Source organism: Comamonas testosteroni, from assembly GCF_030505195.1.
Taxonomy (GTDB): domain Bacteria; phylum Pseudomonadota; class Gammaproteobacteria; order Burkholderiales; family Burkholderiaceae_C; genus Comamonas; species Comamonas testosteroni_G.
In genome coordinates this window covers 2,580,327-2,606,599 of sequence record NZ_CP129672.1, presented here as the reverse complement: position 1 = coordinate 2,606,599, position 26,273 = coordinate 2,580,327, and the positions used below count along the sequence as shown (strand labels likewise).

Annotated in this window: 20 protein-coding genes; 2 read left to right on the top strand and 18 right to left on the bottom strand. The window is 66.3% G+C overall.

Annotation, left to right across the window (positions count from 1 at the left end; all coding sequences use genetic code 11):
• Positions 1-269 precede the first annotated feature (269 nt).
• The 7 genes from QYQ99_RS11835 to QYQ99_RS11805 all read right to left on the bottom strand — a co-directional run bounded on the left by QYQ99_RS11835 (position 270) and on the right by QYQ99_RS11805 (position 10,535).
• Positions 270-1,265 carry a porin gene (locus tag QYQ99_RS11835; RefSeq protein ID WP_302092814.1) on the bottom strand — a complete coding sequence of 332 codons (996 nt, stop codon included), beginning with the start codon at positions 1,263-1,265 and terminating at the stop codon, positions 270-272.
• 258 nt (positions 1,266-1,523) lie between these two features.
• Positions 1,524-2,669: a Fe-S oxidoreductase gene (locus QYQ99_RS11830; protein WP_302092813.1), complete on the bottom strand. Its 1,146-nt coding sequence runs from the start codon at positions 2,667-2,669 to the stop codon at positions 1,524-1,526.
• 190 nt (positions 2,670-2,859) lie between these two features.
• Positions 2,860-3,936, bottom strand: a complete 1,077-nt coding sequence (locus QYQ99_RS11825; protein WP_302092812.1) for a homocysteine S-methyltransferase family protein — start codon at positions 3,934-3,936, stop codon at positions 2,860-2,862.
• Positions 3,937-4,002: 66 nt separating this feature from the next.
• A complete protein-coding gene (gene alkB, locus QYQ99_RS11820; RefSeq protein WP_302092811.1) occupies positions 4,003-4,677 on the bottom strand; it encodes a DNA oxidative demethylase AlkB in 675 nt (224 codons plus the stop codon).
• Complete coding sequence (locus QYQ99_RS11815) at positions 4,674-6,146, bottom strand: efflux transporter outer membrane subunit (protein WP_302092810.1); 1,473 nt, start codon at positions 6,144-6,146, stop codon at positions 4,674-4,676. Before QYQ99_RS11815 ends, alkB begins: the two co-directional genes overlap by 4 nt.
• Positions 6,139-9,333, bottom strand: coding sequence for an efflux RND transporter permease subunit (locus tag QYQ99_RS11810; protein ID WP_302092809.1), 3,195 nt, complete (start codon positions 9,331-9,333; stop codon positions 6,139-6,141). The genes QYQ99_RS11815 and QYQ99_RS11810 overlap by 8 nt, the downstream gene beginning before the upstream one ends.
• 11 nt (positions 9,334-9,344) lie before the next feature.
• Positions 9,345-10,535: an efflux RND transporter periplasmic adaptor subunit gene (locus tag QYQ99_RS11805; protein ID WP_302092808.1), complete on the bottom strand. Its 1,191-nt coding sequence runs from the start codon at positions 10,533-10,535 to the stop codon at positions 9,345-9,347.
• Between the two features lie 341 nt (positions 10,536-10,876).
• Here QYQ99_RS11805 and soxR point away from each other — a divergent pair, with 341 nt between their 5' ends.
• Entirely contained in the window at positions 10,877-11,347 is a 471-nt protein-coding gene (gene soxR / locus QYQ99_RS11800) for a redox-sensitive transcriptional activator SoxR (RefSeq protein WP_302092807.1), read from the top strand.
• A 7-nt stretch (positions 11,348-11,354) separates the two neighbouring features.
• Here the strand turns inward: soxR and hutG are convergent, their stop codons facing one another.
• From hutG to QYQ99_RS11755, 9 genes are all read right to left on the bottom strand, one after another.
• A complete protein-coding gene (gene hutG, locus QYQ99_RS11795; protein ID WP_302092806.1) occupies positions 11,355-12,170 on the bottom strand; it encodes an N-formylglutamate deformylase in 816 nt (271 codons plus the stop codon).
• A gap of 42 nt (positions 12,171-12,212) precedes the next feature.
• Positions 12,213-13,640, bottom strand: coding sequence for a formimidoylglutamate deiminase (locus QYQ99_RS11790; RefSeq protein ID WP_302092805.1), 1,428 nt, complete (start codon positions 13,638-13,640; stop codon positions 12,213-12,215).
• Entirely contained in the window at positions 13,637-14,866 is a 1,230-nt protein-coding gene (locus tag QYQ99_RS11785; protein WP_302092804.1) for an MFS transporter, read from the bottom strand. Before QYQ99_RS11785 ends, QYQ99_RS11790 begins: the two co-directional genes overlap by 4 nt.
• Before the next feature lie 3 nt (positions 14,867-14,869).
• Positions 14,870-16,012 (bottom strand): histidinol-phosphate transaminase, encoded by a 1,143-nt coding sequence (locus QYQ99_RS11780; protein ID WP_302092803.1) that lies wholly within the window; start codon positions 16,010-16,012, stop codon positions 14,870-14,872.
• Positions 16,009-17,397 (bottom strand): FAD-binding oxidoreductase, encoded by a 1,389-nt coding sequence (locus QYQ99_RS11775; RefSeq protein ID WP_302092802.1) that lies wholly within the window; start codon positions 17,395-17,397, stop codon positions 16,009-16,011. Before QYQ99_RS11775 ends, QYQ99_RS11780 begins: the two co-directional genes overlap by 4 nt.
• Positions 17,398-17,422: 25 nt before the next feature.
• Positions 17,423-18,685 carry an imidazolonepropionase gene (hutI, locus tag QYQ99_RS11770; RefSeq protein ID WP_302092801.1) on the bottom strand — a complete coding sequence of 421 codons (1,263 nt, stop codon included), beginning with the start codon at positions 18,683-18,685 and terminating at the stop codon, positions 17,423-17,425.
• A 139-nt stretch (positions 18,686-18,824) separates the two neighbouring features.
• Entirely contained in the window at positions 18,825-19,391 is a 567-nt protein-coding gene (locus QYQ99_RS11765; protein ID WP_302092800.1) for a HutD/Ves family protein, read from the bottom strand.
• Between the two features lie 170 nt (positions 19,392-19,561).
• Positions 19,562-21,283, bottom strand: a complete 1,722-nt coding sequence (gene hutU / locus QYQ99_RS11760) for a urocanate hydratase (protein ID WP_302092799.1) — start codon at positions 21,281-21,283, stop codon at positions 19,562-19,564.
• A 31-nt stretch (positions 21,284-21,314) separates the two neighbouring features.
• Positions 21,315-22,787, bottom strand: coding sequence for a purine-cytosine permease family protein (locus QYQ99_RS11755; RefSeq protein WP_302092798.1), 1,473 nt, complete (start codon positions 22,785-22,787; stop codon positions 21,315-21,317).
• Between the two features lie 183 nt (positions 22,788-22,970).
• Here QYQ99_RS11755 and hutC (QYQ99_RS11750) point away from each other — a divergent pair, with 183 nt between their 5' ends.
• Positions 22,971-23,687, top strand: coding sequence for a histidine utilization repressor (gene hutC, locus QYQ99_RS11750; protein WP_302092797.1), 717 nt, complete (start codon positions 22,971-22,973; stop codon positions 23,685-23,687).
• Between the two features lie 183 nt (positions 23,688-23,870).
• Here the strand turns inward: hutC (QYQ99_RS11750) and hutH are convergent, their stop codons facing one another.
• Together hutH and hutC (QYQ99_RS11740) are read right to left on the bottom strand one after the other, a co-directional pair.
• Positions 23,871-25,430 carry a histidine ammonia-lyase gene (gene hutH / locus QYQ99_RS11745; protein ID WP_302092796.1) on the bottom strand — a complete coding sequence of 520 codons (1,560 nt, stop codon included), beginning with the start codon at positions 25,428-25,430 and terminating at the stop codon, positions 23,871-23,873.
• A 66-nt stretch (positions 25,431-25,496) separates the two neighbouring features.
• Complete coding sequence (hutC, locus tag QYQ99_RS11740) at positions 25,497-26,264, bottom strand: histidine utilization repressor (protein ID WP_302092795.1); 768 nt, start codon at positions 26,262-26,264, stop codon at positions 25,497-25,499.
• Positions 26,265-26,273 lie beyond the last annotated feature (9 nt).

Genomic DNA, 26,273 nt, shown 5'->3' with positions numbered 1-26,273 from the left:
CCTTGTGCGCTCAATTCAACGCAATGCACCAGATTCACGCCTTGGATTTCAACGAGGAAGAGCGTAGATATCGTCAAAAAACACGGTTTTTGGCGATTTTTACCCGGACATGGCCTGACTCATGGCCAAAAACGGTGCTGTGCCGTCCGTGCAAAGGCGGACAAACACCCAAAACTGGCGGATTTAATTCCCTCAACTCTTGTTGGACATTCACACCGAGCGCAAAAAAGCCGCAGCAAGGCTGCGGCTGGAGGGCGGGAGGCCTGGGCTCAGAAGGCGTGAGCCATGCCCACACCGAACGAAGTCCCCGAATCCGCACCGTACTCGTAGCTCTTGCGGCCCAGGCTGGCGTAGAGCGTGGTGCGCTTGGACAGCGCGTAGTCGGCCCCCAGGGAGTAGAAATGATTGGTCTGCTCCTGCATGCGCTGGCGGCCATAGCCGGCCTTCAGCGTGGTCTGCCCCATCTGATAGGTGGCACCCAGCGTCACGGCCTTGGCTGAAAGCGCTGTCTGGGCCACGCGCGAGTAGTCCCAGGCGGCCATCACGGCGGCTGCGCCAAAGCGGTATTTGCCCGCGACAAAAGTGTCCTTGTCACCGCTGCCGTTGCGCTCGAAGGCCAGCATGCCGCTCAGGCTGTCCGAGTCATAGTTGAGAGAGGCCGAGTAACCGCGCCCCTCGCGGCGCAAGGTCAGCGGCACCTCGGTGCGCTCCGGCGAGGCGCTCAGATGCACAGTGAAGCCGGCCATCGTGGGCGAGTCGTAGAAGATGCCGTTGGCCATGCGCCCATACTCGGCAACGCCGTTGTTGCTGTAGCGATCGGTAGGCGTGAGGTAGTGCCACTGATACCAGGCGGGTGAGGAAATGCGGTTGAAATTGGCCCACGGGTCGAACTTCCAGTCCTGCGACCACATGGCCGACAGGGCCCGGCCCAGGCGCACGTGGCCAAAGCCGCCCCGCAGGCCCACCGTGGACTCGTCGTGCCAGAACGGCTTGCTGCCCTGGTCTTCCAGACGCCCGGTGTCGATATCGAAACGTGCGCTCAGACGGAACGTGGCCTTGAGGCCGCCGCCCAGGTCTTCCCAGCCGGCAATGGCCAGATTGCTGCGCTGAATCGTGCCGGCCTGGGCCGTGCCATCAAAGCCGCGATAGATGCCGCCATCGATCAGACCGCCAATGCTGACGTTGGAAGACTGGGCCGCCGCAGGCAGCACGGCAGACAAAAGAGTGAAACATGTGGAACAAGCAATGCCAGTACGCAAGCGCATGCCGGTGGTTCTCCTTGAATTGTGAAGTCACTGCCCCCGCAGCCAGCCCTTGGCACAGCAGAAGACAGAGAAGGTCGAAGACCTGTGAGATGAGGCGATGACAGGCAGTCAGGCCCTGCCTGATGCACTGAAGACAGCCGGAACATGGCTGGCAGCGGGGCTGCCAATTCCGACCCGAGTAGCCTGCTCGAAAAGCAGGCAACGGGATGCATTATGAAAGTGCGGACTGCGCAGAGTCCAGCCCTGCGTCAGCTTGGTTCAGCCGCTGCGCGCCACGCCGGAGGTGGCCCAGATGCGATTCATCTCGCTGCAAAACGGCTGGGCGCAAGGTGCCAGCCCCTGGTACTGACAGCCTTCGGTCATGCATAGATGCGAGCGGTGCTCGCTGCTGCGGCGCGGCACAGGCAGGGCATTGGCAGCCTGGGCCGCAGCCATCATCAGCCAGGGATCGGACTTGTTCTGCAGCAACTGCTGCACTTCCTGCGCCAGCGCCGGCGCGGGCAGGGCCAGGGGCAGAGCGGCCATCTGTGCCGGCGTCGCCTGAGCCGCGATCGCCGTGACGGGCTGCAGCTCCAGCCACAGCAATGCGCTGGTGGCAAGCGTGCTGGTCGCCGCCGATGACTGCGGCTGCACCACCAGCGCCAGAGGGCCGCTGCTCAGGACACCCGGATCCGCCATGGGCAGGCGCAGGGCCGTCCCCGGCGCCTGGGCTGCCGGGATGCTTGGCGCGCCCACAGCCTGCGCCCAGGCGGCGGGCACCTGCAGTGTCAGGGAAAAGCTGCGCTCGCCTTGCGGCGTGACCAGCGTGCCTTGCTGCACCAGCCAGTTCTGCAGCTGGGGCAGACGCGGTGCGGCAGCGCCACCTGCAGGTGCTGCCGCCATGCCCTGCTGCGCCTGCTCCAGCGCCACGGCCGCCGTGGGCGACAGGGCCGCCGCCGTCTGCAAAGCCGAGCTGGGCGGCTGTGCGCCAGACGCCGCAGCCTGCGCCAAGGCCTGCATCAGCGCAACCGACCCCTGTTGGCCGGCCAGCAGTTGCAAGGGCTGGGCCTGTCTCTGAAGGCTGACCTGAACCTGCGCGAGCAGGTTTTGCACAAACTGCTGCACGGCCGCTGGCAGGCCCTGACTGGGCCAGCTCGCCGCAGGCGCACCGGGCTGCGCTTGCACCTGCAGGGCCAGCTGAGCAATCAGATGCTCAAAGGCCTGGAGCTTGAGGTTCTGCAAGGTTTGCGGCGACCACTGCACCATGCTGGTCGCCGGGGGCACCGCCTGAGCGGCAGGCAGTTGCTGCGCTGCGGGAAGGTCTGAGACAGTGGCCGCTGCCACATTGCCGGCCTGCGCAGCCGCCTGAGCCGTGGGCACGGACACGGGCAGTACGGGGGCAACGGGTTGCAGTGGTGCAGTCATGCGGTCGTCGGTGGCGGGGCAGCAAAGCCGGAACCAGGCCATTGTGCCCGCCCCTGCGGATAAGAGCATCGGAAAAAGAGCTGCCAGCGCTTGTGGCTCCAGCACCAGGGCTGCCCAGGTCGTGCCGGAGCCGCATGGTTCACGCCTGCAACCACAAGCGCGGGCCGGGGGCGAACCATTGCGGGCGGAATCAGGCTTCTGCCGGGTAGAACAGCTTGCGTGTGGTCGTGGCCTGCACGGCCTTGGCAATGGCACCGATATGGTCGGGTGTGGTGCCGCAGCAGCCGCCCACGATATTGACCAGACCTTCGGCCGCAAACTCGTGCACCAGACGGCTGGTGATCTCGGGCGTTTCGTCAAAGCCGGTGTCGCTCATGGGGTTGGGCAGGCCGGCATTGGGGTAGCAGCTGATGAAGGTGTCGGGAGCCGCCTTGGCCAGCTCCTGCACATAGGGACGCATCAGCGTGGCGCCCAGCGCGCAGTTCAGGCCCACGGACAGCGGGTTGCTATGGCGCACGCTGTGCCAGAAGGCCGTCACGGTCTGTCCGCTCAGAATGCGGCCCGAGGCATCGGTCACCGTGCCGCTGATCATGATGGGCAGGCGCTCGCCGGTCTGCTCGAAGGCCTCGTCCACGGCAAACAGCGCGGCCTTGGCGTTGAGGGTGTCGAAGATGGTCTCGACCAGGATCACGTCGGCACCGCCTTCAATCAGCGCCAGCGTCTGCTCCAGATAGGCCTGGCGCAGCTGCTCGAAGGTGATGTTGCGCGCGGCAGGGTCGTTCACATCGGGGCTGATGGAGGCCGTCTTGGGCGTGGGGCCCAGGGCGCCGGCCACATAGCGCTTGTGATCGGGCGTGCTGTACTTGTCGCAGGCCGCACGCGCGAGCTGGGCGCTCTTGAGGTTCATCTCATAGGCCAGATCAGCCATGTGATAGTCCTCCTGCGCAATCGTGGTCGCACCAAAGGTGTTGGTCTCGATCAGATCGGCGCCGGCAGCCAGGTATTTCTCATGGATGTCGCCAATCACGTCGGGACGGGTCAGCGACAGCAGCTCGTTGTTGCCCTTGACGTCATGGGCGAAGTCCTTGAAGCGCTCGCCCGCACCGTCGGCACCGGCATAGCCTTCGCCGCGATACTGAGCCTCGCCCAGCTTGAAACGCTGAATCATGGTGCCCATGGCGCCGTCAAGAATGACGAGGCGCTTGACAAGCGTTGCGGGCAGCTCCTGGGCTCGGGTGTAGGCGGGGGTGGGGTGCGACTGGCTCATAGACCGCCATTGTAGGAAAGCTGGCAGGCTTTGCCGGGCAGCCGGGCATTGCCCTGCTGCCAGCGCCTATTCCGATGGCAGGCCTGCCGGGTAGCGAGCCTTGGCCATGCGGAACGTCAGATTCCAGCGCTCATGGCCAAGCAGCGGGTGCTGGCCCGGCTTGAGCGGGGCGACACCATGAAACACCAGGCGCGAGGGCCCGCCCCAGACCAGCACATCGCCATGGGTGAGCGCCAGGCGCCGGGTGGGACTCTGGCGCGTCAGCCCGCCCCAGAGAAAGCTGCAAGCCAGGCCCAGCGAGACCGAGACTATGGGCGCAGCAAAGTCGCTCTCGTCCTGGTCGCGGTGCAAGCCCATGCGCGCGCCCGGCTGATAGCGGTTGATCAGGCAGGCATCGGGCGCAAAACCCGGATAGCCGGCCAGCGCCGCAGCCCCGGCCGCCTGCTCGCCCAGAAAAGCCGGGATGGCAGGCCAGGGCTTGCCGGTCTGCGGATCGACGGCGCTGTAGCGGTAGCCCCGCAGATCCGAAATCCAGCCCCAGCCGCCGGCGTTGCTGATCGCCACCGACATGAACTTGCCCCCGGGCACCTGCATGGTGCGAAATGCGGCCCGCGCCTGCAAGGCCGTCACCTCGGCCACCCAGCGCTGCTCCTCGGCTGCCGCAAAGCCGCGCAGCAGCACGGCGCCGTCATCAATGATTTCGGCGGGCAAGGGGTCGACAGGAAACAGCGAAAGCGTCATTGCAACGCCATCATAGGCTTGGCCGGTGGCGGCCCCACCCAGCCGCCAGCCAGCGCCTGATACAGCGCCACGGCGGCACGCAGGCCGCGCGCGCGGCTATCGGCGGCCGCGTCCTGGGCCGCATAGAGATCTCGCTGCGCGTCCAGCACCTCGTACAGGCCCACGCTGCCCAGGCGGTAGCGGCGCTGCGCGAGCTGCTCGGCGCGTGCACGCTGCTCGGCAGCCTGGGCCAGATGGGCGTCCTCGGTGCGGGTGCGCGCCAGACCCACCAGGGCGCTTTCGGTGTCCTCCAGCGCCAGCAGCACGCTTTGCTGGTAGTGGGCCAGCGCGGCCTGGGCACCGGCTTCGCTGGCAGCGATGCGCGCGCGCACGCGGCCCACGTCGAGAAAAGACCAGTCCACACCCAGGAACACGCTGCGGCTGGCGCTGCCGGCCTCGAACAGCGCGCCCGCGCCAAGGGCAGAGCTGCCCAGCAGACCGCCCAGCGACAGGCGCGGGAACAGGTCGGCCGTGGCCACGCCCACCCGCGCCGTGGCGGCATGCAGACGCGCCTCGGCGGCGGCCACATCGGGGCGACGGCGCAGCAGCTCGGCGGGCGTGCCGGGAGCGATGGTCTCGGGCAACTGTGGCAACGCGGCCGGCGCGTCCAGCGCTGCGATCAGCGCCTCGGGCACCTGGCCGGTGAGCACGGCCAGCCGGTGCTGAGCCACGGCGATCTGAGCCTGCAGCGCCGGAATGCGCGAGCGCGTGGTCTCCAGCTGCGCCTGGGCGCGCGCCAGATCGAACTCGGCGGAGCTGCCATGCGCCAGCCGCAGTTGCACCAGGCGCAGTGTGTCCTGCTGATTGGCGGCATTGGCCTCGGCCAGATGCAGACGCTGCTGCCAGCCTCGCAGATCGGCATAGCTGGTCGCGACCTGGGCCGCAATGGCCACCTGCAGCGCAGCCAGATCGGCAGCGCTGGCGCGCAGGTCGGCGCTGCCGGCCTCGATGCTGCGGCGCACGCGACCGAACAGGTCCAGCTCCCAGCTCGCGTTGATGCCGGCGCTGTAGCTGCGCTGGCTGCGCGGCCCGCTTGGTGCCTGGCTTTCGCCGCGTCTTTGCTGCAGCGCCTGGCCCGACACGGTGAGCGTGGGCAGCTGATCAAAACGGCTTTCGCGCAGCAGGGCCTGGGCCGCATCCAGCCGCGCCAGCGCACCGCGCAGCTCCTGGTTGGCCCGCAGGGCCTGCTCGACCAGCTGCGTCAGTTGCTCATCCTGGAACTGACGCCAGAACGCGGCATCGAAGCCGGTCTCGGGGGATGCCTGCTGCGGGACTGCGGACGGCTCGGCCCGCGCGAACTGCGCGCCGGCAGCGGGCAGCTCGGGCGCGCGGAAGTCGGGGCCGACGGCGCAGCCTGCGAGCAGGGCCGAGAGGCCCGCCACGGCACATGCCAGCGCATGCCGGCGCAAGGGTTTGCGGATCTCAGACATGGCTGCCCTCCAGAGATGTGGGTGACACAGCGGCGGCCGGCTGGGCGGGCGGGCGAGCTGCCAGCGAACGGCCCGACAGACGGCGCAGCGTGACGTAGAACACCGGCGTGAGGAAGAGGCCGAACAGCGTCACGCCGAGCATGCCCGAGAACACCGTCACGCCCGTGGCCGCGCGCACCTCGCTGCCCGCGCCGCTGCCGATCAGCAAGGGCACGGCGCCCGCGATGAAGGCGATGGAGGTCATGACGATGGGGCGCAGCCGCAGGCGGCAGGCCTGCAGCGCGGCATCGACGGTTGGCGAGCCGCGCATCTCCAGCTCGCGTGCGAACTCCACGATCAAAATCGCGTTCTTGCAGGCCAGTCCCATGAGCACCACCAGGCCCACCTGCACGAAGACATTGTTGTCCCCCCCGGCCAGCCACACGCCGAACAGCGCCGCGCAGATACACACGGGCACGATCAGGATCACGGCCAGCGGCAGGGTCCAGCTCTCGTAGAGCGCGGCCAGCACCAGAAAGACCAGCATCACGGCGATCACGAAGACCACGGCTGCGGCATGGCTCTGCTCGACCTGCTGGTAGCTCAGGTCCGTCCAGGCCAGCTCGATGCCGCGCGGCAGCGTGCGCTGCGCGATCTCCTGCAGCCGGGTCAGCACCTCAGCCGAGGACAGCAGGCGCGGATCGGAGTCGCCGATCAGGTCGGCCGCCGGAAAGCCGTTGTAGCGCAGCACCGGATCGGGCCCGTAGCTGGGCACCACGGTGACCATGGAGCCTATGGGCACCATCTCGCCGCGCGCGTTGCGCGTGCGCAGCTGGGCGATGTCCTCCACGGCCTGGCGGTAGTCGGCATCGGCCTGCAGCATCACGCGCCAGACGCGGCCGAAGGCGTTGAAGTCGTTGACATAGACCGAGCCCAGATAGGCCTGCAGGGTCTGGAACAGATCGGTCAGCGACACGCCCTGGGCCTTGGCCTTGATGCGGTCCACCTTGACTTCAAGCTGCGGGATATTGGACTGGTAGCTGCTGACCGGGTAGGTCATGCCCGGTGTCTTGGCGATCTCGGCCTGAAAGGCCTCAAGCGCCTGCTGCAGCGCTGCGTAGCCCAGGCCTGCGCGGTCCTGCAGGAACAGCGAATAGCCCGATCCGTTGCCCAGGCCCTGGATGGGCGGCGGCATTAGCGCATAGGCGAAGCCGCCCTCGATCTGCGCGAACTTGGCGCCCAGCTCGGCATTGATGGCCTCGGCGCTGCGGGTGCGCTCGCCAAAGGGCTTGAGCATGATGTAGGAGCTGCTCAGATTGGGCGTGGTAGTGGACTGCAGCGCATTGAAGCCCGCGAAGGCGGCGACCATGTCCACGCCGTCCACGCTCTTGGCCGTCTCCACCATCTGGCGCGTGAGCGCATCGGTGCGGTTCAGCGACGCCCCTTCGGGCAGCTTGGCGCCGGCAAACAGGTAGAGCTTGTCCTGCATGGGGATGAAGCCCCCGGGCACGGCGTGAAACAGCACCGCCGTGCCGGCCAGCAGCGCCGCATAGACCGCGAACACCAGGCCGCGTCGGCGCAGCGAGCGGTCCACCGAGTTCTGGTAGCCGTGGGCGCTGCGATCGAAGAAGCGGTTGAAGGGCCGGAAGAGCCAGCCCAGGCCCTTGTCGATGACACGCGCCAGCGCGTCGCGCGGTGCGCCGTGCGGCTGCAGCAGCCTGGCCGCCAGTGCCGGCGACAGGGTCAGCGAGTTGATGGCCGAGATCACCGTGGAGATGGCAATCGTCACCGCGAACTGCTGGTAGAACTGGCCCGTGACGCCACTGAGAAAAGCCATGGGCACGAAAACCGCGCACAGCACCAGGGCGATGGCGATGATGGGCCCCGAGACCTCCTTCATGGCCAGATGGGCTGCCTCCTGCGGGCTGTGGCCCAGCCCGATGTAGCGCTCCACGTTCTCGACTACGACGATGGCGTCGTCCACCACGATGCCGATCGCCAGCACCAGGCCGAACAGCGTCAGCGTGTTGATGGAGTAGCCCAGCAGATACAGGCCCGCGAACGTGCCGATGATGGACACGGGCACAGCCAGCAGCGGAATGATGGAGGCGCGCCAGGTCTGCAAAAAGACGATGACCACCAGCACCACGAGGATCACGGCCTCGATCAGCGTGCTCTGCACGGCCTTGATCGAGTCGCGCACAAAGACCGTGGGGTCCCAGACGGACTCGAAGGCCACGCCTTCGGGAAGATCCTTGGAGAGCCGATCCATCGCCGCGTAGACCTGCTCGGCCACGCCCAATGCATTCGCGCCCGGTGACAGGAAGATGCCCACGGCGGCCATGTTCTTTTTGTCGCTCCACGAGCGCAGCGTGTAGTCGCTGGCGCCCAGCTCGATACGCGCCACGTCGGCCAGACGCACGACCTGGCCGCCTTCGCCGCTCTTGAGCACGATGGAGCCGAACTCCTCGGCCGTCTTCAGCCGCCCGCGCACATTGATGGACAGCAGCTTGTCGGACTTCTGCGCACTGGGCTCGGCGCCCAGCTGACCAGCCGAAACCTGGATGTTCTGCTCGCGGATGGCGGCGATCACCTCGCCGGCCGTGAGTTGGCGTGCCGCCACCTTGTGCGGATCCAGCCAGACGCGCATCGCATAGTCGCCCGCGCCGTAGATGCCCACGTCGCCTACGCCGGGAATGCGTGCCAGCACATCCTTGATCTTGAGCGTGACATGGTTGCGCAGGTACAGCGCGTCATGCTGGCCATCCTTGGAGACCAGGCCCACGTACATCAGCGGCGTGGACGCCTGCTTCTGCGTGGTCACGCCGAACTGCCGCACCTCCTCGGGCAGCCGGCTCTGGGCCTGGCTGACACGGTTTTGCACGCGCACCGCGGCGGTGTCGGGGTCGATCTCGGGGCGGAAGGTGGCAACCACCTGCAGGCTGCCGTCGGACGCCGCGACCGACTTCATGTACATCAGGCCTTCGACCCCGTTGATGGCTTCCTCCAGCGGCACGGCCACCGACTCGGCGACCTCCTTGGGATTGGCCCCCGGATAGGTGGCGCGCACCACCACGCTGGGCGGCACGACCTCGGGATATTCGCCTACCGGCAGCTGCGGAATGGCGACCAGCCCCACGGCGAACAGGATGATGGAGAGCACGACCGCGAAGATGGGCCGGTCTATGAAGAATTTGGAGAAGTCCATGGCACTCCCCCTTACTGCGCAGCGGCGGGCACGGGCGGCACGGCCGCAGCCGCCACCGGCCTGGGATTGACGGGCATGCCGGGGTAGTAGATGCGCTGCACGCCGCCCACCACCAGCCGGTCACCCGCGGCCAGTCCCTTTTCCACCAGGCGCCGGCCATCGACCATGCGACCCAGCGTGAGGTCGCGACGCTCGGCCAGATTGCCTTCGCCCACCACATAGACGTACTTGCGATCCTGGTCGGTGAGCACGGCCTTGTCGTCGATCAGCAGGGCCTGGGGCTCGGCCCCCTGCCGCTGCGGGCCGCTTTGCATCTGCACGCGTGCGAACAGGCCCGGCGTCAGCGTCCGCTCGGGGTTGGCCAGACGCGCGCGCAGGCGCATGGTGCCCGTGCCCGGCTGCAGCTGGTTGTCGCTGAAGTCCAGCGTGCCGGTATGGGCGAAGCCGCTGTCGCCGACCAGGGCGATGCGCACCGCGCGGCCCTGACCGGCCAGACCTGACTTCTGGTAGCGCAGAAAGCTGTGCTCGTCGGCATCGAAGTAGACATACACCGGGTCCTGCGAGACCAGGGTGGTCAGCACGCTCTGGTCGGCCTGCGCCATATTGCCCACGGTGAGCAGGGCGCGGCTGGCACGGCCCGTGATGGGCGCGCGCACCTCGGTGAAGTCCAGCTGCAACCGCGCGGTGGCCAGCTCGGCCTCGGCCGCACGCACCTGAGCCGTGGCCTGGGCCAGCGTTGCGGAGCGCGTGTCGGCCTCCTCGCGCGAGACCGCATTCTCGGCCACCAGCTGGCGCGCGCGCTGGTCCTGCGTCTGCGCCAGCCCGGCAGCGGCACGCGCGCGTTCGAGCTGGGCCTGGGCGCTGGCCAGGGCTGCGCGATAGGGCCGCTGGTCGATCACGAACAGCAGCTGGCCCTTCTTCACCTCCTGGCCCTCGGCGAAGGCGATACGCTCGATATAGCCCGACACGCGCGAGCGCAGCTGCACCGACTCCACGGCCTCGATGCGGCCGTTGAACTCGTCCCAGGGACGTATGGCCTGCAAGGCGACATCGGCCACCTGCACCTCGGGCGCGGGCGGCGGGCCGTTGCCGGCATGGGCATCGCCCGCGCCGGGACGGCCGCAGCCGGACAAAAGGGCCAGCGCCGCGAGGCCGCCGGCCAGCAGCAAGGGCCGCAGCGGCGGCGTGGAGTGGACTGACATATGGACTCTCCCTGAATGAATGCGCCCGCCCTGCTGGCGGCAGCAGGCCTGACGGAACGGCCGCATCTGCCGATAAGGTGCAGGAGCAGCCAGGCTTGTGAAAAGCATTGGCAGGCCGCCGGGGGATATTCAATAAAGATAGCTGCTATCGCTTTCTAACAAACGACTTCAGACACAAAACTATCTGAAATCGTTTTTCATCAATCGGATACAGCTATGAATATCAGAAGAACTCCGGCCAGCGAATGGGCCGTTGATTGCGGCTCCACCGGCTATCGATCACAATGGCGGCATTCTTCAAGTTCAAGTGAACTTTAAGTCAAGCCCCGGAGAAAGACATCATGAAAATTGAGGATGATCCGCTGATGAGCATCAGCGACTTCGCACAGCGCAGCGGCGTCAACGCATCGGCGCTGCGCTTTTACGAGTCACTGGGTCTGATCGAATCGGTGCGCAGCAGCGGCGGAAGGCGGCGCTACCACCGCTCGGGCCTGCGGCGCATCGCCTACATCGTGTTTGCGCAGCGCGTGGGGTTCACGCTGGAGGAGATTGCCGCGCAGCTGGCGCGGCTGCCGACGCGGCATGTGCCCACGGGCGGCGACTGGCAGAAGATGTCGCGCATCTGGCAGCAGCGGCTGGACGAGCGCATCGACGAATTGCAGCGTCTGCGCGACAGCTTGAACCAGTGCATAGGCTGTGGCTGCCTGTCGCTCAAGGTCTGCAGCATGTACAACCCCGGCGACCAATGCCAGCGCGGCGGCCCGGGGCCGCGCCGCTGGCTAGGCGACGAGCTGCAGGCCGAAGGCCACTAGTCTCGGCTCAGCGGCCGCTGGCTTGGGCGAAGGCCAGAGCAGCCTGCAGCAAACGCTGCATGGTGGGCTGGATGCGCGCCGCGACCTCGGGCAGGTAGTCAAACGGCATCTGCTCCTGCATATAGCTGGACTGCGTCATCTCCAGCTGCACGGCATGAAAGCCCTGCTCCGGCTGGCCATAGTTGCGCGTGATGAAGCCGCCCTTGAAGCGGCCATTGAGCACGCTGGTGTGGCCCGGTGCCTGCTGCGCGATGTCCAGCAGTTGCTGGGCCAGTGCCGGCGCGCAGCTCTTGCCGTCGGCGGTGCCCAGGTTCAGGTCGGGCAGCTTGCCCTCGAAAAAGCGCGGCAGCACCGAGCGGATGCTGTGGGCATCCCACAGCATGGCCACGCCATGCTGGCTCTTGATGCGATCGAGCTCGGCGCGCAGCTGCGCGTGATAGGGCTGCCAGTAAAGCTCGCGGCGGCGGGCGACTTCCGCCTCGTCGGGCTCCAGGTCCTTGCTGGCATACAGGGGCTTGCTGTCGAAGCCGTCAACCGGGCACAGCCCGGTCACGCTCTGGCCCGGATAGAGGCTGGCACCATCGGGCGGACGGTTCAGGTCGATGACATAGCGCGAATGCGTGGCGACCAACATGGATGCGCCCAGTGCCTTGGCGAAGTCGTAGAGCTGCGGCATGTGCCAGTCGGTGTCGTGGACTTCGCGCCCTTCGGGCGTGAGCCGGGCCGCAATGTCGGCCGGCACATGGGTGCCGGTATGCGGCATGGAAATCAGCAGCGGTGCCGTACCCTGGTGAAAGACAAAGGGGGCGATGGCTTGGCTCATGGAGCGTCTCTCTTGTGTCAAAAATCTGATGGCAAGCCGCGCTCAGGCGCCTTGCAGCAATGCCTTGCGGGCCTGGACAAAACCCTGTTGCGCAACCTCGTGCAGCGCATGGCGGCCGGCCTGCACACGCTGCTGGCCGCGAACCCAGACTTCGGCAATGGCCGAAGTGCGATGGCTGGCAAACACATGGGCCGCATGGCCGCTGTCGGCCGGCAGACCGTTGAGGGCCACATGCCGGGCATCGAGCACCACGAAGTCGGCCTGCTGGCCCACGGCCAGACCGGCAATGGCACGGCCCGAGGCCTGGGCACCGCCGGCCACCGCCTGCAAGGTCATGGAGGTCGCCACCTGGGGCTGGGTGCCGCCGCCAAGCACATTGCGCTGACGCAAGCTCAGGCGCTGGCTGTATTCGAGCATCAGCAGCTCTTCGGCCGCATTGACCGTGGCGTGGCTGTCCGAGCCAATGCCCCAGCGGCCGCCATGCCTGAGCCACGCCGGCATGTCGAAGATGCCGTCGCCGAGATTGGCTTCGGTGGTGGGGCAGATGCCGGCCACGGCAGCGCTGCGGGCCGCGCCTGCATATTCCTCGGGGGTCATGTGCGTGGCATGGATCAGGCACCAGCGCGCATCGACAGGCGCATGCTCGAGCAGCCATTGCACGGGGCGCTGACCGCTCCAGGCCAGGCAGTCATCCACCTCCTGGGTCTGCTCGGCGATATGGATGTGCACGACCGCCTTGGGCAGCATGGCATGCAGGCCCGCGAGCGCGGTTTTCAGGCTGTCCGGGGGCACGGCCCGCAGCGAGTGCGGAGCCAGGCCCAGAGCGGCCTGCTGCGCCCTGGTCGCGGGCTCCAGTTGCTGCAGCAGGCAGAGCATATTGTCCGTGCTGCGAATGAAGCGGGCCTGATCCTCGCGAGGCGGCAGCCCCCCGAAGCCGCTGGTCTGATAGAGCACGGGCAGCAAGGTCATGCCGATGCCCGTCTTCTGCGCCGCACGCAGCAGCGCCAGGGACAGGCTGGCATCGTTGGCATAGGGCTTGCCGCCCACATCATGGTGCACATAGTGGAACTCGCACACCGAGGTGTAGCCGGCCTCCAGCATCTCCAGGTACAGCCAGGTCGCAATCGCCTCCAGCGCCTCGGGCGTCATGCGGTTGGCAAAGCCGTACATCAGCTTGCGCCAGCTCCAGAAGCTGTCCTGCGCCTGGCCGCGGAACTCGGTCAGCCCGCCGAAGGCGCGCTGGAAAGCATGCGAGTGCAGATTGGGCATGCCGGGGATCACCGGACCAGCGGCGCGGATGGCGGTATCGACCTCGCCGGCCTCGCCGCTTTGCGGATCTACATCGGTGAGCACCTCGGCCAGACGCCCGCTCTCATCCCAGCTCAGCAGGACGTTGCGCGCCCACCCCGTGGGCAGTAAGGCGTCTTCGGCAAAGAGTGTGCCGCTGGAGAAGGAGGAGTGCATGATCATTTCGAACTGCCTGAAGGAGATGAAGCCAAACGCTGGCCACGGGCCGCAAGCGCCAGCGCAGCCACGGCCAGCAAGGCCAGCGCGGCGCTGACCTGGATGGCCAGGGTGTAGCCGCCAGTCTGGTCGAACACCCAGCCGGACGCGCTGGCACCGGCGACTGCCGCCAGCCCCACGCTGATGTAGAGAATGCCCAAAATAGACCCCAGCCGCAAGGTGCCGAACCACTGGGCGGCCAGGACGGGAAACAGGGCGATGCAGCCGCCGTGCGCCGCGCCGAACAGCAGGGAAAAAACGGCCAGCGCAGCCCAGCCGTGGGCCTGCCACCACAGCAGGTGCAGCAGGGCCAGAAAAAGGCTCAGACCCATGAGCAGACGCAGCGCACCCAGCCGGTCGCCGAGACCTCCCAGCAACGGTCGACCCAGCACATTGCCGGCGCCTATCAGGGCGATCAGCCACTGGCTTGAAACAACATCGATATCCAGGCCCTGGGCCATGGGAGCGATATGCACCAAGGCGGCAAACAGGCTCACCGAAGCCAGGAAAATGGCGAGGAAAAACCAGCCGAAGCTGCTGCTGCGCAAGGCCTGGGACAGCTCCATGCCCTGCGCCTGGGCTGCGGCCTGGGCAGGGTGAGGATCACCGTCGCAGCTCAGGCCCAGCTGCGAAGGCTGGCCGACCATGGACAGCGCGGCCGGCAGTCCCAGCAGCAAGATGGCCAGCGCGAACCACTGCATGGCGATCTGCCAGCTCTGCTGCTCCAGCAGCCAGCCCGCAAACAGCGGCGCGGTGAACGTGCCGACGCCGGTGCCGGCCGAGGCCAGGCCGGAGGCACGGCTGCGCAGCCGTATGAACCAGCGCTGCACGGCCACCAGGGCCGGTACGTAGATCAGGCCCACGCCACCGCCCACGAACAGGCCAAAAACCAAGAACAGCTGCGCCAGCGAGCGGGTCTGACTGGCCAGCGCAAAGCCTGTGGCCAGCAGCAAGACCCCCGCACCGGTCACGCGACGCAGGCCTATGCGGTCGGCCAGGGGACCGGCAACGGCTCCCACGCAGTAATACAGCAAAGCCGTCACGGCAAACAGCGAGCCCACCGAGAAACGGCCCGCATCGAACTGCGTCTGGATGCTCTTGAAAAAAGCGCCAAAGGAATAAGCGGCACCGAAGGCCAGGGCGAGCAGGCCATGGGCCGCCACAACAATCGTCCACCCCCGGAACAGCTTCATGGCTCAGACCTCGAGCGCGGCCAGCAAGGCCTGCACAAAACGCGCGTTGTCCCCTTCGGTGCCTATGGACACGCGCAGGAAATGCTCGAAGCCGGGCTCCTTCCAGGGCTTGACGATCACGCCCTGCCTGAGCAGTGCCTCGGCCACTGGGGCATTGGGACGGCCCAGGTCGAGAAACAGGAAGTTGGCGACCGAGGGCGCAATGCGCAGGCCTTGCAGCGGCCGGCCCGGCCCTGCCAGCGCCAGCAGCTGTCTGCGCAGATCTTCGCGCAGCGCCACCGTGGTCGCCACACCGCTGCGCATGTGCGCAGGATCGTTCCAGGCTGCCAGCGCCGCACGCTGGGCCGCCATGTTCACGTTGAAGGGCGAGCGCACCTTGTCCATCAGGCCCACCAGCTCGGCGCTGTCGGCCATGCCGTAGCCCACGCGCAGGCCGGCCAGGCCCCAGGCCTTGGAGAAGGTGCGCAGCACGATCCAGGGCCCGACCCGCGCCTCCAGCATGGCCAGCACATCGGGGTAGTCATCGTCATGCAGCGCGTATTCGTAATAGGCCTCGTCCACCACCAGCACGGTGTGGGCGGGCGTGGCCTCCAGCACCTGCGCAAACTGCGCCGCATCCAGCATGCAGCCCACGGGGTTGGACGGGTTGGGCAGGAAGGCGATCTTGGGGGCCTTGGCCACGGCTGCGCACCAGCGGGACACATCGAAGCCCAGCTCGTCGTTCAGCTCAAGGAGCTCGACCTCCGCGCCCATCATCTTGGGATAGATTTCGTGCAGGCCGAACACGGGGCGCTGGGTCACCACCAGATCGCCGGGGGCGAGAAAGACCTCGCAGAGAATCTTGATCAGGTCTTCCGAGCCGTCGCCGAACACCAGCCGTCCGGCGGGCAGCCCCGTGCGCTCGGCAATGGCTTCGCGCAAGGCCGTGCAGTTGGCATCGGGATAGTTACCCACATCGTCGGCCACCTCGGCAATCGCCCGGCGCACCGAGGCGCTGACGCCAAAAGGGTTCTCATTGCTGGCCAGTCGCGCAATATCGGTCACGCCATAGCGCGCCCGCACCGCTTCATTGGACAGGCCGGCGTTGTATGCGGGCAGCGGGCGAACCTGGGCGCGGGCCAGCGAGGCCACCAGAGCATTCGTCATAGATCAAACACCTTTCCGGGATTCATCAGGCCCAGGGGATCGAGGGCCAGCTTGATGGCCCGCATCGCCGCCAGCTCTGCGGGCGTGCGGCTGTTGCTCAGATAAGGCTTCTTGTGCAGGCCGATGCCGTGCTCTGCGGAGACGCTGCCCTGCATCTCGCCCACGATGCGGTAGAGAAGCTCCTCCACCTGCTCGCATTCGCCGTTGACGGTCTTGCCATCCACCGAGACATGGAGATTGCCGTCGCCCACATGGCCGAAGTACAGCGCCTGGTGCGCGGGCCAGCGAGCGGCAAACGCCTGCATGCAGGCTTGGGCAAAACGGCCGATGTCGGCCTGGGGCAGGCTCACGTCGAAGTTGATTGCGGGATGCATATTGTTGTTGAGCTCGGCCGGTGCCTCGCGCAGCTTCCACAGCTGCTGCACCTGGGCGACCGACTGGGCCACGATGGCATCGAGCACCTCGCCGGCTTCCATGGCTTCCTCAAGCACCTGCTGCACATCGCCTTGCAGCTGCGCCTCGTCCTTGCCGTCCACATTGATCAGGGCCAGCAAGGGGTAGCGCTGCTCAAAAGGCGCGGCGAGCTTGAGCCAGGCCATGGAGGCCTGCACAAAGCTGTCCCACATCAGTTCGTAGGCCGCGACGCTGTTGCCGAAACGCGATTGCATGCGCTTGAGCACGGCCAGCGCCGAGTCGAAATCGGGCATGGCCACCAGCGTCGTGGCCGTGGCCTGGGGCGCGGGACGCAGGCGCAGCAGCACGCGCGTGATGATGCCCAGCGTGCCTTCGGCACCGATGAAGAACTGCTTGAGGTCGTAGCCCGTGTTGTTCTTGATCATGGGGCGCAGCATGGGCAGCACCGTGCCGTCGGCCAGCACCACCTCCAGGCCCAGCACCTGCTCGCGCATCATGCCGTGCTGCAGCACGCCGTTGCCACCCGCGTTGGTGGAGACATTGCCGCCGATCTGGCAGCTGCCGCGAGCGCCGAGATCCACGCCGAACACCATGCCGACATCGACGGCCGCCTCCTGCACGGCTTGCAGGGTGACGCCGGCCTGCACCTGCATCAGTCCGGTCTTGGCATCGATGTCCTCGATGCGATTCATGCGATCCAGCGACAGGGCCACGGCCCCCTCCATCGGAACTGCGGCACCGGCCAGGCCGGTCAGACCGCCCTGCGGGACCACCGCAATCCTGTGGGCGCTGCACAGGCGCATGACCGCGCTGACTTCCTGCGTGGTGCGTGGGCGCACCAGCGCCAATGGCTGGCGGGGCGGCGTGCCGCTCCAGTCGGTGCGGCAACGCTCGGGCGTGTCCGTGCCGCGCAGCGCCACGTCGGCCCCCAGAGTGGAGATCAGTTCATTGAGAAATTGTTCGTGAGACATCAGCAACCTTTCGCGCTCCCCGCATTCAGGCTTTGGCTTGCTGTGCAATCAGGCCCTGGCGCACCACCGTGCAGTCAGGCTTGTTGCCGAACCAGTAGGCCAGCTCTGCTGCCTGCTGCACGGGCCAGAGCACGAAATTGGCGGGGCGACCCACGGCAATCAGGCCTTGCTCGTCCTGCAGGCCCAGAGCCTGCGCGGCGTGCCGGGTGATGCCGGCCAGAGCCTCGGGAACCGTCAGACGGAACAGCGTGCAAGCCATGTTGGCCATGAGCAGCAAGCTCAAGCACGGGGAGGTACCCGGATTGTGATCGGTAGAAACGGCCATCGGGACCTTGGCGGCCCTTAATTCCTCAATCGGGGGCACTTTGGTGTCGCGCAGCGTGTAGAAGGCCCCGGGCAGCAGCACGGCCACGGTACCGGCCTTCTGCATCTCGGCGATGCCGTGCTCGGACAGATGCTCGATATGGTCGCAGGACAGCGCGCCATAGCGGGCCGCGAGGGCGGCACCCTCCATATTCGACAGCTGCTCGGCATGCAGCTTGACGGGCAGGCCCAATGCCTTGGCCGCCTGGAAGACCTGCTCGGTCTCGGCCAGCGAGAAGGCGATGCGTTCGCAGAACACGTCAACGGCATCGATCAGACCTTCGGCGGCCAGCGCCGGCAACATGACCTGGCAGACCAGATCCGTGTATTCCTGGCTGCGGCCCGCGTACTCGGGCGGCAGCGCATGGGCCCCTAAAAACGTGGTGCGCACGGTCACGGCACACCGCTGGCCCAGGCGCCGTGCGGCGCGCAGCTGCTTGCGCTCGTGTTCGAGCGCCAGGCCGTAGCCCGACTTGATCTCGATGGCCGTCACGCCTTCGGCCAGCAACTGCTGAAGACGCGGCAGCGCCAGCGCCACCAGCTCGTCCTCCGAAGCCTCGCGCGTGGCCCTGACGCTGGAGACGATGCCGCCGCCGGCCCGGGCCACTTCCTCGTAGCTGGCACCGGCCAGGCGCATGGCGAATTCGTTGGCACGCTCGCCGCCATAGACCAGATGGGTGTGGCAGTCGATCAGGCCCGGCGTGGCCAGGCGCCCTGCGCCATCGTGCCTGGGCAGCGCCTGGTATTCGGCAGGCATGGCGTCCTGCGGGCCCACCCAGACCATGCGGCCCTGCTGCACCACGATGCAGGCCAGCGTGCCCTCGGCAATATCCGCCACCTCGGAGACATACAGCTGCGGCGCCAGACGCAGGTTGTGCCAGCAGCCGTCGGCAGAGACTGCGGGATGGGGATTAGCTTGCGCCATGGCGATGCTCCTCGTGTTCGATGACGACAATTCAAACTATGAAGCTCCTTATTTCATAGCTTCATGCGCTTGCCTCTATTGATTTTCCATATCAATACGCATTGAAATGACCAACCAAAGCGCGCAAGCTGCTCCTGTTTTAGCTGTGCGGTGTCAGGCTGACCATGATCAGCCTGGCCTGCTCAGCCTGCGCGACCAGCGGCTCGGGCCGGACGCTGCTCCACCACAGGCCCTGGCCGGCTTGCAGTATCCGCCCGTCGGCGCATTTCCAGCCACCTTGCAACACCATGCAAAGCCCTGCGTCGCTCAGCCCCGCCTCGGCCCGGCCGCCGAGCTGCTCCAGCCGGGCCGACCATTGCCCGCGCCGGGTCATGACATTGAAGTCGCTGGACGGGCCGCCCAGCAGATCGCAATCGAGCGCCATATCGCCCGAAAAGGCGAATGGCTGCCAGCGCTCGGTCAATGCATGCTCAAGCCCGGCCTGGGCGCTGTGCAGCCGCACCCCGTCGCCATCGAGCAGCATGATCTGGCGGTCTATGCCCGCAAATGCCGAAAACGGGCCGGCCTGTGCAATCGTGGCCACGCTCACGCGCCAGCCAAAGCTGTCCATGCCCGCGCCCTGCGGCCAGCAGACAATCTCGCGCGTGCTGCCGCCCCCGTTCTTCCACGGGCTGGGCGCAATCTGGTTCAGGTCAAAGCGTTGCATCGATCAAAAGCACAAAAACTACAACAAAACGCGGCTTAAAACTGGCGCGGTCCAGGCGAGAGACAGCGAGGAAGGGCCGCCCCGCACCGAGGCTGTCGTCCCCCTCCCGCGGAGCGAGAGAGGGGGAAGGCGTGGGGCCGCCTAGGCGTAAGCGCCTCAGGGGGTGACAGTTATTTCACCATCGGCAGATTCAAGCCATGGCGCTTGGACGCTTGCACGGCAATCTCGTAGCCTGCATCGGCATGGCGCATCACGCCGGTGGCGGGATCGTTCCAGAGCACGCGATTCAGGCGGGCCGCCGCCTCGTCCGTACCGTCGGCCACGATCACCACGCCGGCGTGTTGCGAGTAGCCCATGCCCACGCCACCGCCGTGGTGCAGGCTGACCCAGGTCGCGCCGCCCGCAGTGTTGAGCAGGGCGTTGAGCAGCGGCCAGTCGGAGACGGCGTCGGTGCCGTCCTTCATGGCTTCGGTCTCGCGGTTGGGGCTGGCCACCGAGCCGCAGTCCAGGTGGTCGCGGCCGATGACGATGGGGGCCTTGAGTTCGCCGTTCTTGACCATTTCATTGAAGGCCAGGGCCGCCTTGTGGCGCTCGCCCAGACCCAGCCAGCAGATGCGCGAGGGCAGGCCCTGGAAGGCAATGCGCTCCCTGGCCATGTCCAGCCAGCGGTGGGTGTGCTTGTTCTCGGGGAACAGCTCCTTGATCTTGGCATCGGTCTTGTAGATGTCCTCGGGGTCGCCGGACAGCGCCACCCAGCGAAACGGCCCCTTGCCTTCGCAGAACAGCGGACGGATGTAGGCGGGCACAAAGCCGGGGAAGTCGAAGGCGTTCTTCACGCCTTCGTCCAGGGCCACCTGGCGGATGTTGTTGCCATAGTCCACCGTGGGAATGCCCATGGCCTGGAAGTCCAGCATGGCCTGCACATGCTGGGCGCAGCCCTGGGCAGCAGCCTTCTTGAGCGTGGGGTGCTGGCCGGGGTCGGCCGCAGCGGCATTCCATTGCTCCACGCTCCAGCCCGCGGGCAGGTAGCCGTTGATCAGGTCGTGGGCCGAGGTCTGGTCGGTCACGATGTCGGGACGGATGCCGCCGGCCTTGGCGCGCCTGACCAGCTCGGGCAGGACTTCGGCCGCATTGCCCAGCAGCGCGATGGAGACAGCCTCGCCCTTTTCGGTGTGATGCTTGATCAGTGCCAGCGCGTCGTCGATATCCTTGGCCTGCTTGTCCACATAGCGGGTACGCAGGCGGAAGTCGATGCTGGACTGCTTGCATTCGATGGCCAGCACGCAGGCGCCGGCCAGCACGCCGGCCAGCGGCTGGGCACCCCCCATGCCGCCCAGGCCGGCGGTGAGAATCCACTTGCCGGTCAGGTCGTTGTTGTAGTGCTGGCGACCGGCTTCGACAAAGGTCTCGAAGGTGCCCTGCACGATGCCCTGGGCACCGATGTAGATCCAGCTGCCGGCCGTCATCTGGCCGTACATGAACAGGCCCTTCTGGTCGAGCTCGTTGAACTTCTCCCAGTTGGCCCACTTGGGCACCAGGTTGGAGTTGGCCAGCAGCACGCGCGGCGCATCGGGGTGGGTCTTGAACACGCCCACGGGCTTGCCCGACTGGATCAGCAGCGATTCGTCGGCTTCGAGCTTCCTGAGCTGGGCCAGGATCTCGTCATAGCACTCCCAGTTGCGGGCCGCGCGGCCGATGCCGCCGTAGACGACCAGGGCCTTGGGGTTCTCGGCCACATCCGGGTCCAGGTTGTTCTGGATCATGCGATAGGCCGCTTCGGCGAGCCAGTTCTTGCAGTGCAGCTCGCTGCCGCGGGGAGCGCGGATTTCTCGGCTGGCGTCGTAGCGGGGGTCTTGCTTGGCCGCGCTGATGATGGCGTCGTTGGCGTTCATGATCGTATCCTTCAAGAATGGATGGGAGGATTCAGCCGGCTTGCACGGCGTAAGTGGTAGCGGCAAAGCTCTTGTCTGCGTCCATGGGCGCAGCTTGAACCTGGCTGGGGTAAATCATCTGGCTGGGCACGTTCATGCTTTTCCTGGCCAGCGGGTAGTAGACGAGCGAGGTGACGATCAGGCTCACGATCCACGAGATGTCGGCCCCGTTCATGGCCTTGGCCAGCGGGCCCACATACATGGCCTGGTTGATGAAGGGTATCTGCACCGCAACGCCCATCACATAGCAGGACAGGGCCGTCCAGTTGTAGGCGCCATAGCGGCCCTGGCTGTCATACAGCGCCGGGATGTCCACTTTTTCCTTGGAGACCAGGTAGTAGTCCACCAGATTCACGGCACTCCAGGGAACGAACACGGTGAGCAGCAGCAGCACGAAGTTCTTGAACGTGGACAGGAAGTTGGAGCTCGCCAGCAGGGCCACCAGCACCGTCACCAGCACAAAGCCCAGGATGTAGAGCAGACGCGATGTCGCAGTGAACTGCTTTTTGCGGTTGAAGGCACTGACCGTTGTCAGCACGGTCATGAAGCCGCCATAGGCATTGAGGCAGTTCACGGTGAGCTTGCCAGTGACGATGACCAGGTAGATCACCACGGCCAGCGGGCCGGCCAGCTGGCCCATGAAGCCGACCTGGTTCTTGATGAAGTTGGCACCCAGGGCGGCCACCAGCACGCCGAAGGTCATGGCCAGCTGCGAGCTGATGACGCTGCCGCTGAACGTGGTCCAGAAGGTGGCGGCCGTCGAGGTCCTGGTGGGCAGATAGCGCGAATAATCGGCCACATAGGGGGCAAACGTCATCTGCCAGCCTGCCGACAGGGCCATGGCCGTGAGAAAGCTGGCCCAGGTGAAAGGCTTCTGGCCGAAAGCCGAGACCACATCGAACTGGTGGCACAGCTGCCAGGCCAGATAGCCAAAGCCCAGAATGCCGACCACGGTGGAGATGCGCCCCACCACATGGATGAGCCGGTAGCCCACCACCGCGACCAGGGCCGTGAGCGCGCCGAAGATGATGATGCCGGCCGCAGGACTGTGAAAGCCGAACATCAGATTGATGGCCTGGCCCGAGAGCACGGTGCCCGTGGCGGCGAAACCCACATACATCAGGATCACCAGCACCAGCGGCAGGGCTGCGCCCTTGACGCCGAACTGCACGCGGCTGGAGATCATCTGGGGCAGACCCAGGCGCGGCCCCTGGGCCGAGTGCAGCGCCATGACGATGCCGCCGAGAATGTTGCCGATCAGCAGGCCCAGGATGGCGGTCATGGCTTCTGCGCCGAAGACCACGGCCAGGGCGCCGTCCACCACGGCCGTGATCTGCATGTTGGCACCGAACCAGAGGGTGAACTGGCTGGAGGGCGTGCCGTGGCGCTCGCTCTCCGGAACCATGTCGATGGTTCTGCTCTCGATAGCGCCAGAGGAACCCAGCGTTGCTGTATCAATACTCATGAAATTGCTCCGTCAATCCCTCTGGATGTCTCTTATATGTCCGAACAACTTTCAGTAATTTGCATAAAGTTGTCTATACGAATTTTGTGATTTACTCCTGCCAACGTCAATCATCTAGACAGCTTTTCTGATCCAAACAAACCCTATGTCGCGAACCGATACCGAGCAGATCCACAGTGGCGTATGGCAGGAAGCCAGTACCACGCCGCCGTACCTGCGTTCCAGCGCATCAAAGACCATGTGCTGCAGCAGATCCACAGTGGCGTATGGCAGGAAGGCCAGGCCATCCCCAGCGAGGCCGCCCTGGTCAAGCAGTTCAATGTGGCGCGCATGACCGTCAACCGCGCGCTGCGCGAGCTCAGCGACGAAAAGACGCTGACGCGTGTCCAGGGCTCGGGCACTTTCGTGGCTCAGCAGAAATACCAGGCCACCCTGGTGGAGCTGCGCAATATCGCCGACGAGATCGCGGCCCGAGGCCACCGGCATCGCGGAGAGCTGCAGCGGCTGGAGCGCAGCAAGGTCGATGCCGCCCTGCTGCGCCAGTTCGAGCTGAGCGCCGCCCCCCATCTGTTTCACTCCGTGGTCGTGCACTTCGAGAACGATGTCCCCATCCAGGTCGAAGACCGTTATGTAAACCCGGCCGTGGCTCCCGACTATCTGAGCCAGGACTTTGCGAGTCAGACGCCGAATGCCTATCTGGTGCGCGTGGCACCGCTGCAGGGAGTGAGCTTCTCCATCGAGGCGAGCATGCCCACGCCCGAGGTGGCGGAGCTTTTGCGCATGGAGGTCACCGAACCCTGTCTGGTGCTGCGCCGCAGAACCCGCTCCCAGGGGCAGGTGGCCTCGGTGTCGGCCCTGTGGCACCCGGCATCCCGCTACCAGTTCGCGGGAAGTTTTTGATCCCCCTTTTTGATCCCCCTGAGCGGCTGCGCTGCTTTTCCCCAAGGGGACGGCGCCCTCGCTGCGAGGCGGCGCGGCCGGCTAAGGTGCGGCCGGCTAAGGTGCGGCCGGCTCAGGCGCTTGCCAGGCACCCCTGGCCTGGGGCACCGGCGATTTTTGCGGTGTGGGCTACAGGCAGCCGTTTCAGCGCTCCGTGCTCGGCAAAATGCTCTGCAACACCTCGGGCCAGTCGGTTTCCAGCGCCCACAGTCGCATGATTTCGATATCGGGCGCCAGGTAGCGGTCCTTGTCCAGATAGGGCACCTGACTGCGGATCAGCGCGTACTGCTCCTCGATCAGCGGCGAGCTCTTGAGGCGGCGGTCGAAGTCCATGCCCTGAACTGCGGCCATGGCCTCCACGCCCACGATCACCGCCGTGTTCCTGGCCATGTCGGCCAGGCGACGCGCGCCATAGGTGGCCATGGAGACATGGTCTTCCTGGTTGGCCGAGGTGGGCAGGCTGGTCACGCTGCTCGGGTGCGCCAGACACTGGTTTTCGGCCGCCAGCGCGGCCGCCGTGACCTGGGCGATCATGAAGCCCGAGTTGACGCCGCTGTCCTCGATCAGGAAGGCCGGCAGGCGCGACAGGCCGGTATCCAGCAGCAAGGCCATGCGGCGTTCCGAGATGGCGCCGATTTCAGCGATCGCCAGCGCCATGATGTCGGCTGCGAAAGCCACGGGTTCGGCGTGGAAGTTGCCGCCCGAAATCACGTCGCCGTTGTCGAACACCAGCGGATTGTCCGAGGCGGCATTGGCTTCTATGACCAGCACGCGCGCAGCATGGCTGAGGTTGTCCAGGCAGGCGCCCATGACCTGCGGCACGCAGCGGATGGAGTAGGGGTCCTGCACGCGCCCGCAATTGGGGTGGGAAGGATCGATGGCGCTGCCGTCCAGCAGGGAACGCACGGCGGCCGCCACGGCAATCTGCCCCTGCTGGCCTCTGGCCTCGTGGATGCGCGCATCGAAGGGCTTGATGGAGCCCTGTATGGCTTCCAGCGTCAGGCAGCCGGCGACCAGCCCTGCGGCCAGCACGCTTTCGGCCTGGAACAGGCCGGCCAGCGCCAGCGAGGTGGAGACCTGCGTTCCATTGAGCAGCGCCAACCCCTCCTTGGGGCCCAGCACAAAGGGCTCCATGCCGATATGTTGCATGGCTTCACGGCCGCAGACGATCTTGCCGTCCACCTTGGCCTGCCCCTCGCCGATCAGCACGCAGGCCAGGTGCGACAGCGGTGCCAGATCGCCCGAAGCGCCCACCGAACCCTTGGAGGGAATCACGGGCAGGACATCGGCATTGGCCAGCGCCAGCAGCGCGTCCACCAGCGCCGTGCGGGCTCCCGAATGCCCGCGGGCCAGGCTCACGGCCTTGGTGGCCAGCACCAGACGCACCACATGGTCCGGCAGCGGATCACCGGTGCCCACGCTGTGCGACAGCACCAGATTGCGCTGCAGCTCGGCCAGACGCTCATGCGCGATCTTGGTCGAAGCCAGCTTGCCGAAACCGGTGTTGATGCCGTAGACCACCTGGTCTTCATCGACGATGTGCTGCACATGCGCCTCGGCCTTGCGCATGGCCGCATAGGCGGTCTGCGCCATGCTGAGCTGCACGCCGCCGTCCTGAATGCGGCGCAGCTGAGCCAGCGTGAGCTCGCCGGGATGCAGTTCCAGGTCGGAGTTCGAGAACTCTGGGGGGGTGGTAGTGTTCATGGCTATACCTGTCTATACAGTCAAGAGAAACAAAAACGTACGGAGGGATTCAAGGGCCGGCCGGGATCAGCCGCCGTGCACTGAATCGGTTCGGAAACGGCTACCGAGTCGGTAGCGCATGCCTGGATGCACGCAATGCACCCAGGTGATAGGGACGCCACGCAACCAGGTTCGGCGCGTGAGCATCAGGCAAGGCTGCTCGATAGCCATCTGCAGCAGCCGGGCCTGCTCGGCCGTCGGCAAGATCGCATCGACCACATGTTCGATCTGGTCGTACTGCACATTGCGCACCAGATAGACCGAGGGCTGCACGGCAGAGAAATCCTGGTCCATGAAGTCAGGGACCAGGCGGGGGTTCACATAGCGGTCTTCGATCTGGACCGGCAGCTCGTTTTCGAAGTGCACGCCCAGCAGATGAAAGACCGAGGCGCCGACCGCCAGGTCCAGCGCCGCGGCGACTTCGGGCGAGGCGGACTCGCGGCGCATATCGAGCAGCTCGAAGCGATGATCGTGGCCGCGCTGGGTGATCTCCTCACCGATATTGGCAATGCGCAGCAGGGTCGATTGCGGCTTTTCCTCGGCCACGAAGGAGCCCACTCCCGCCACACGCACGATCACACCCTGCTCGGCCAACTCGCGCAGCGCGCGGTTCACCGTCATGCGCGCCACGCCGAACTCGTTGACCAGCTCCTGCTCGGATGGCACACGCGCACCGGCCGCCAGCGAGCCGTCGCCGATCTTGCGCAGCACATGGTCCTTGACCTGCTGATACAACGCGAGCGGCATCTGGGCGGCAGGAGCCGTTTTGCGCTGGGCAGGGTCTCGGACATTCATGATGCAGGC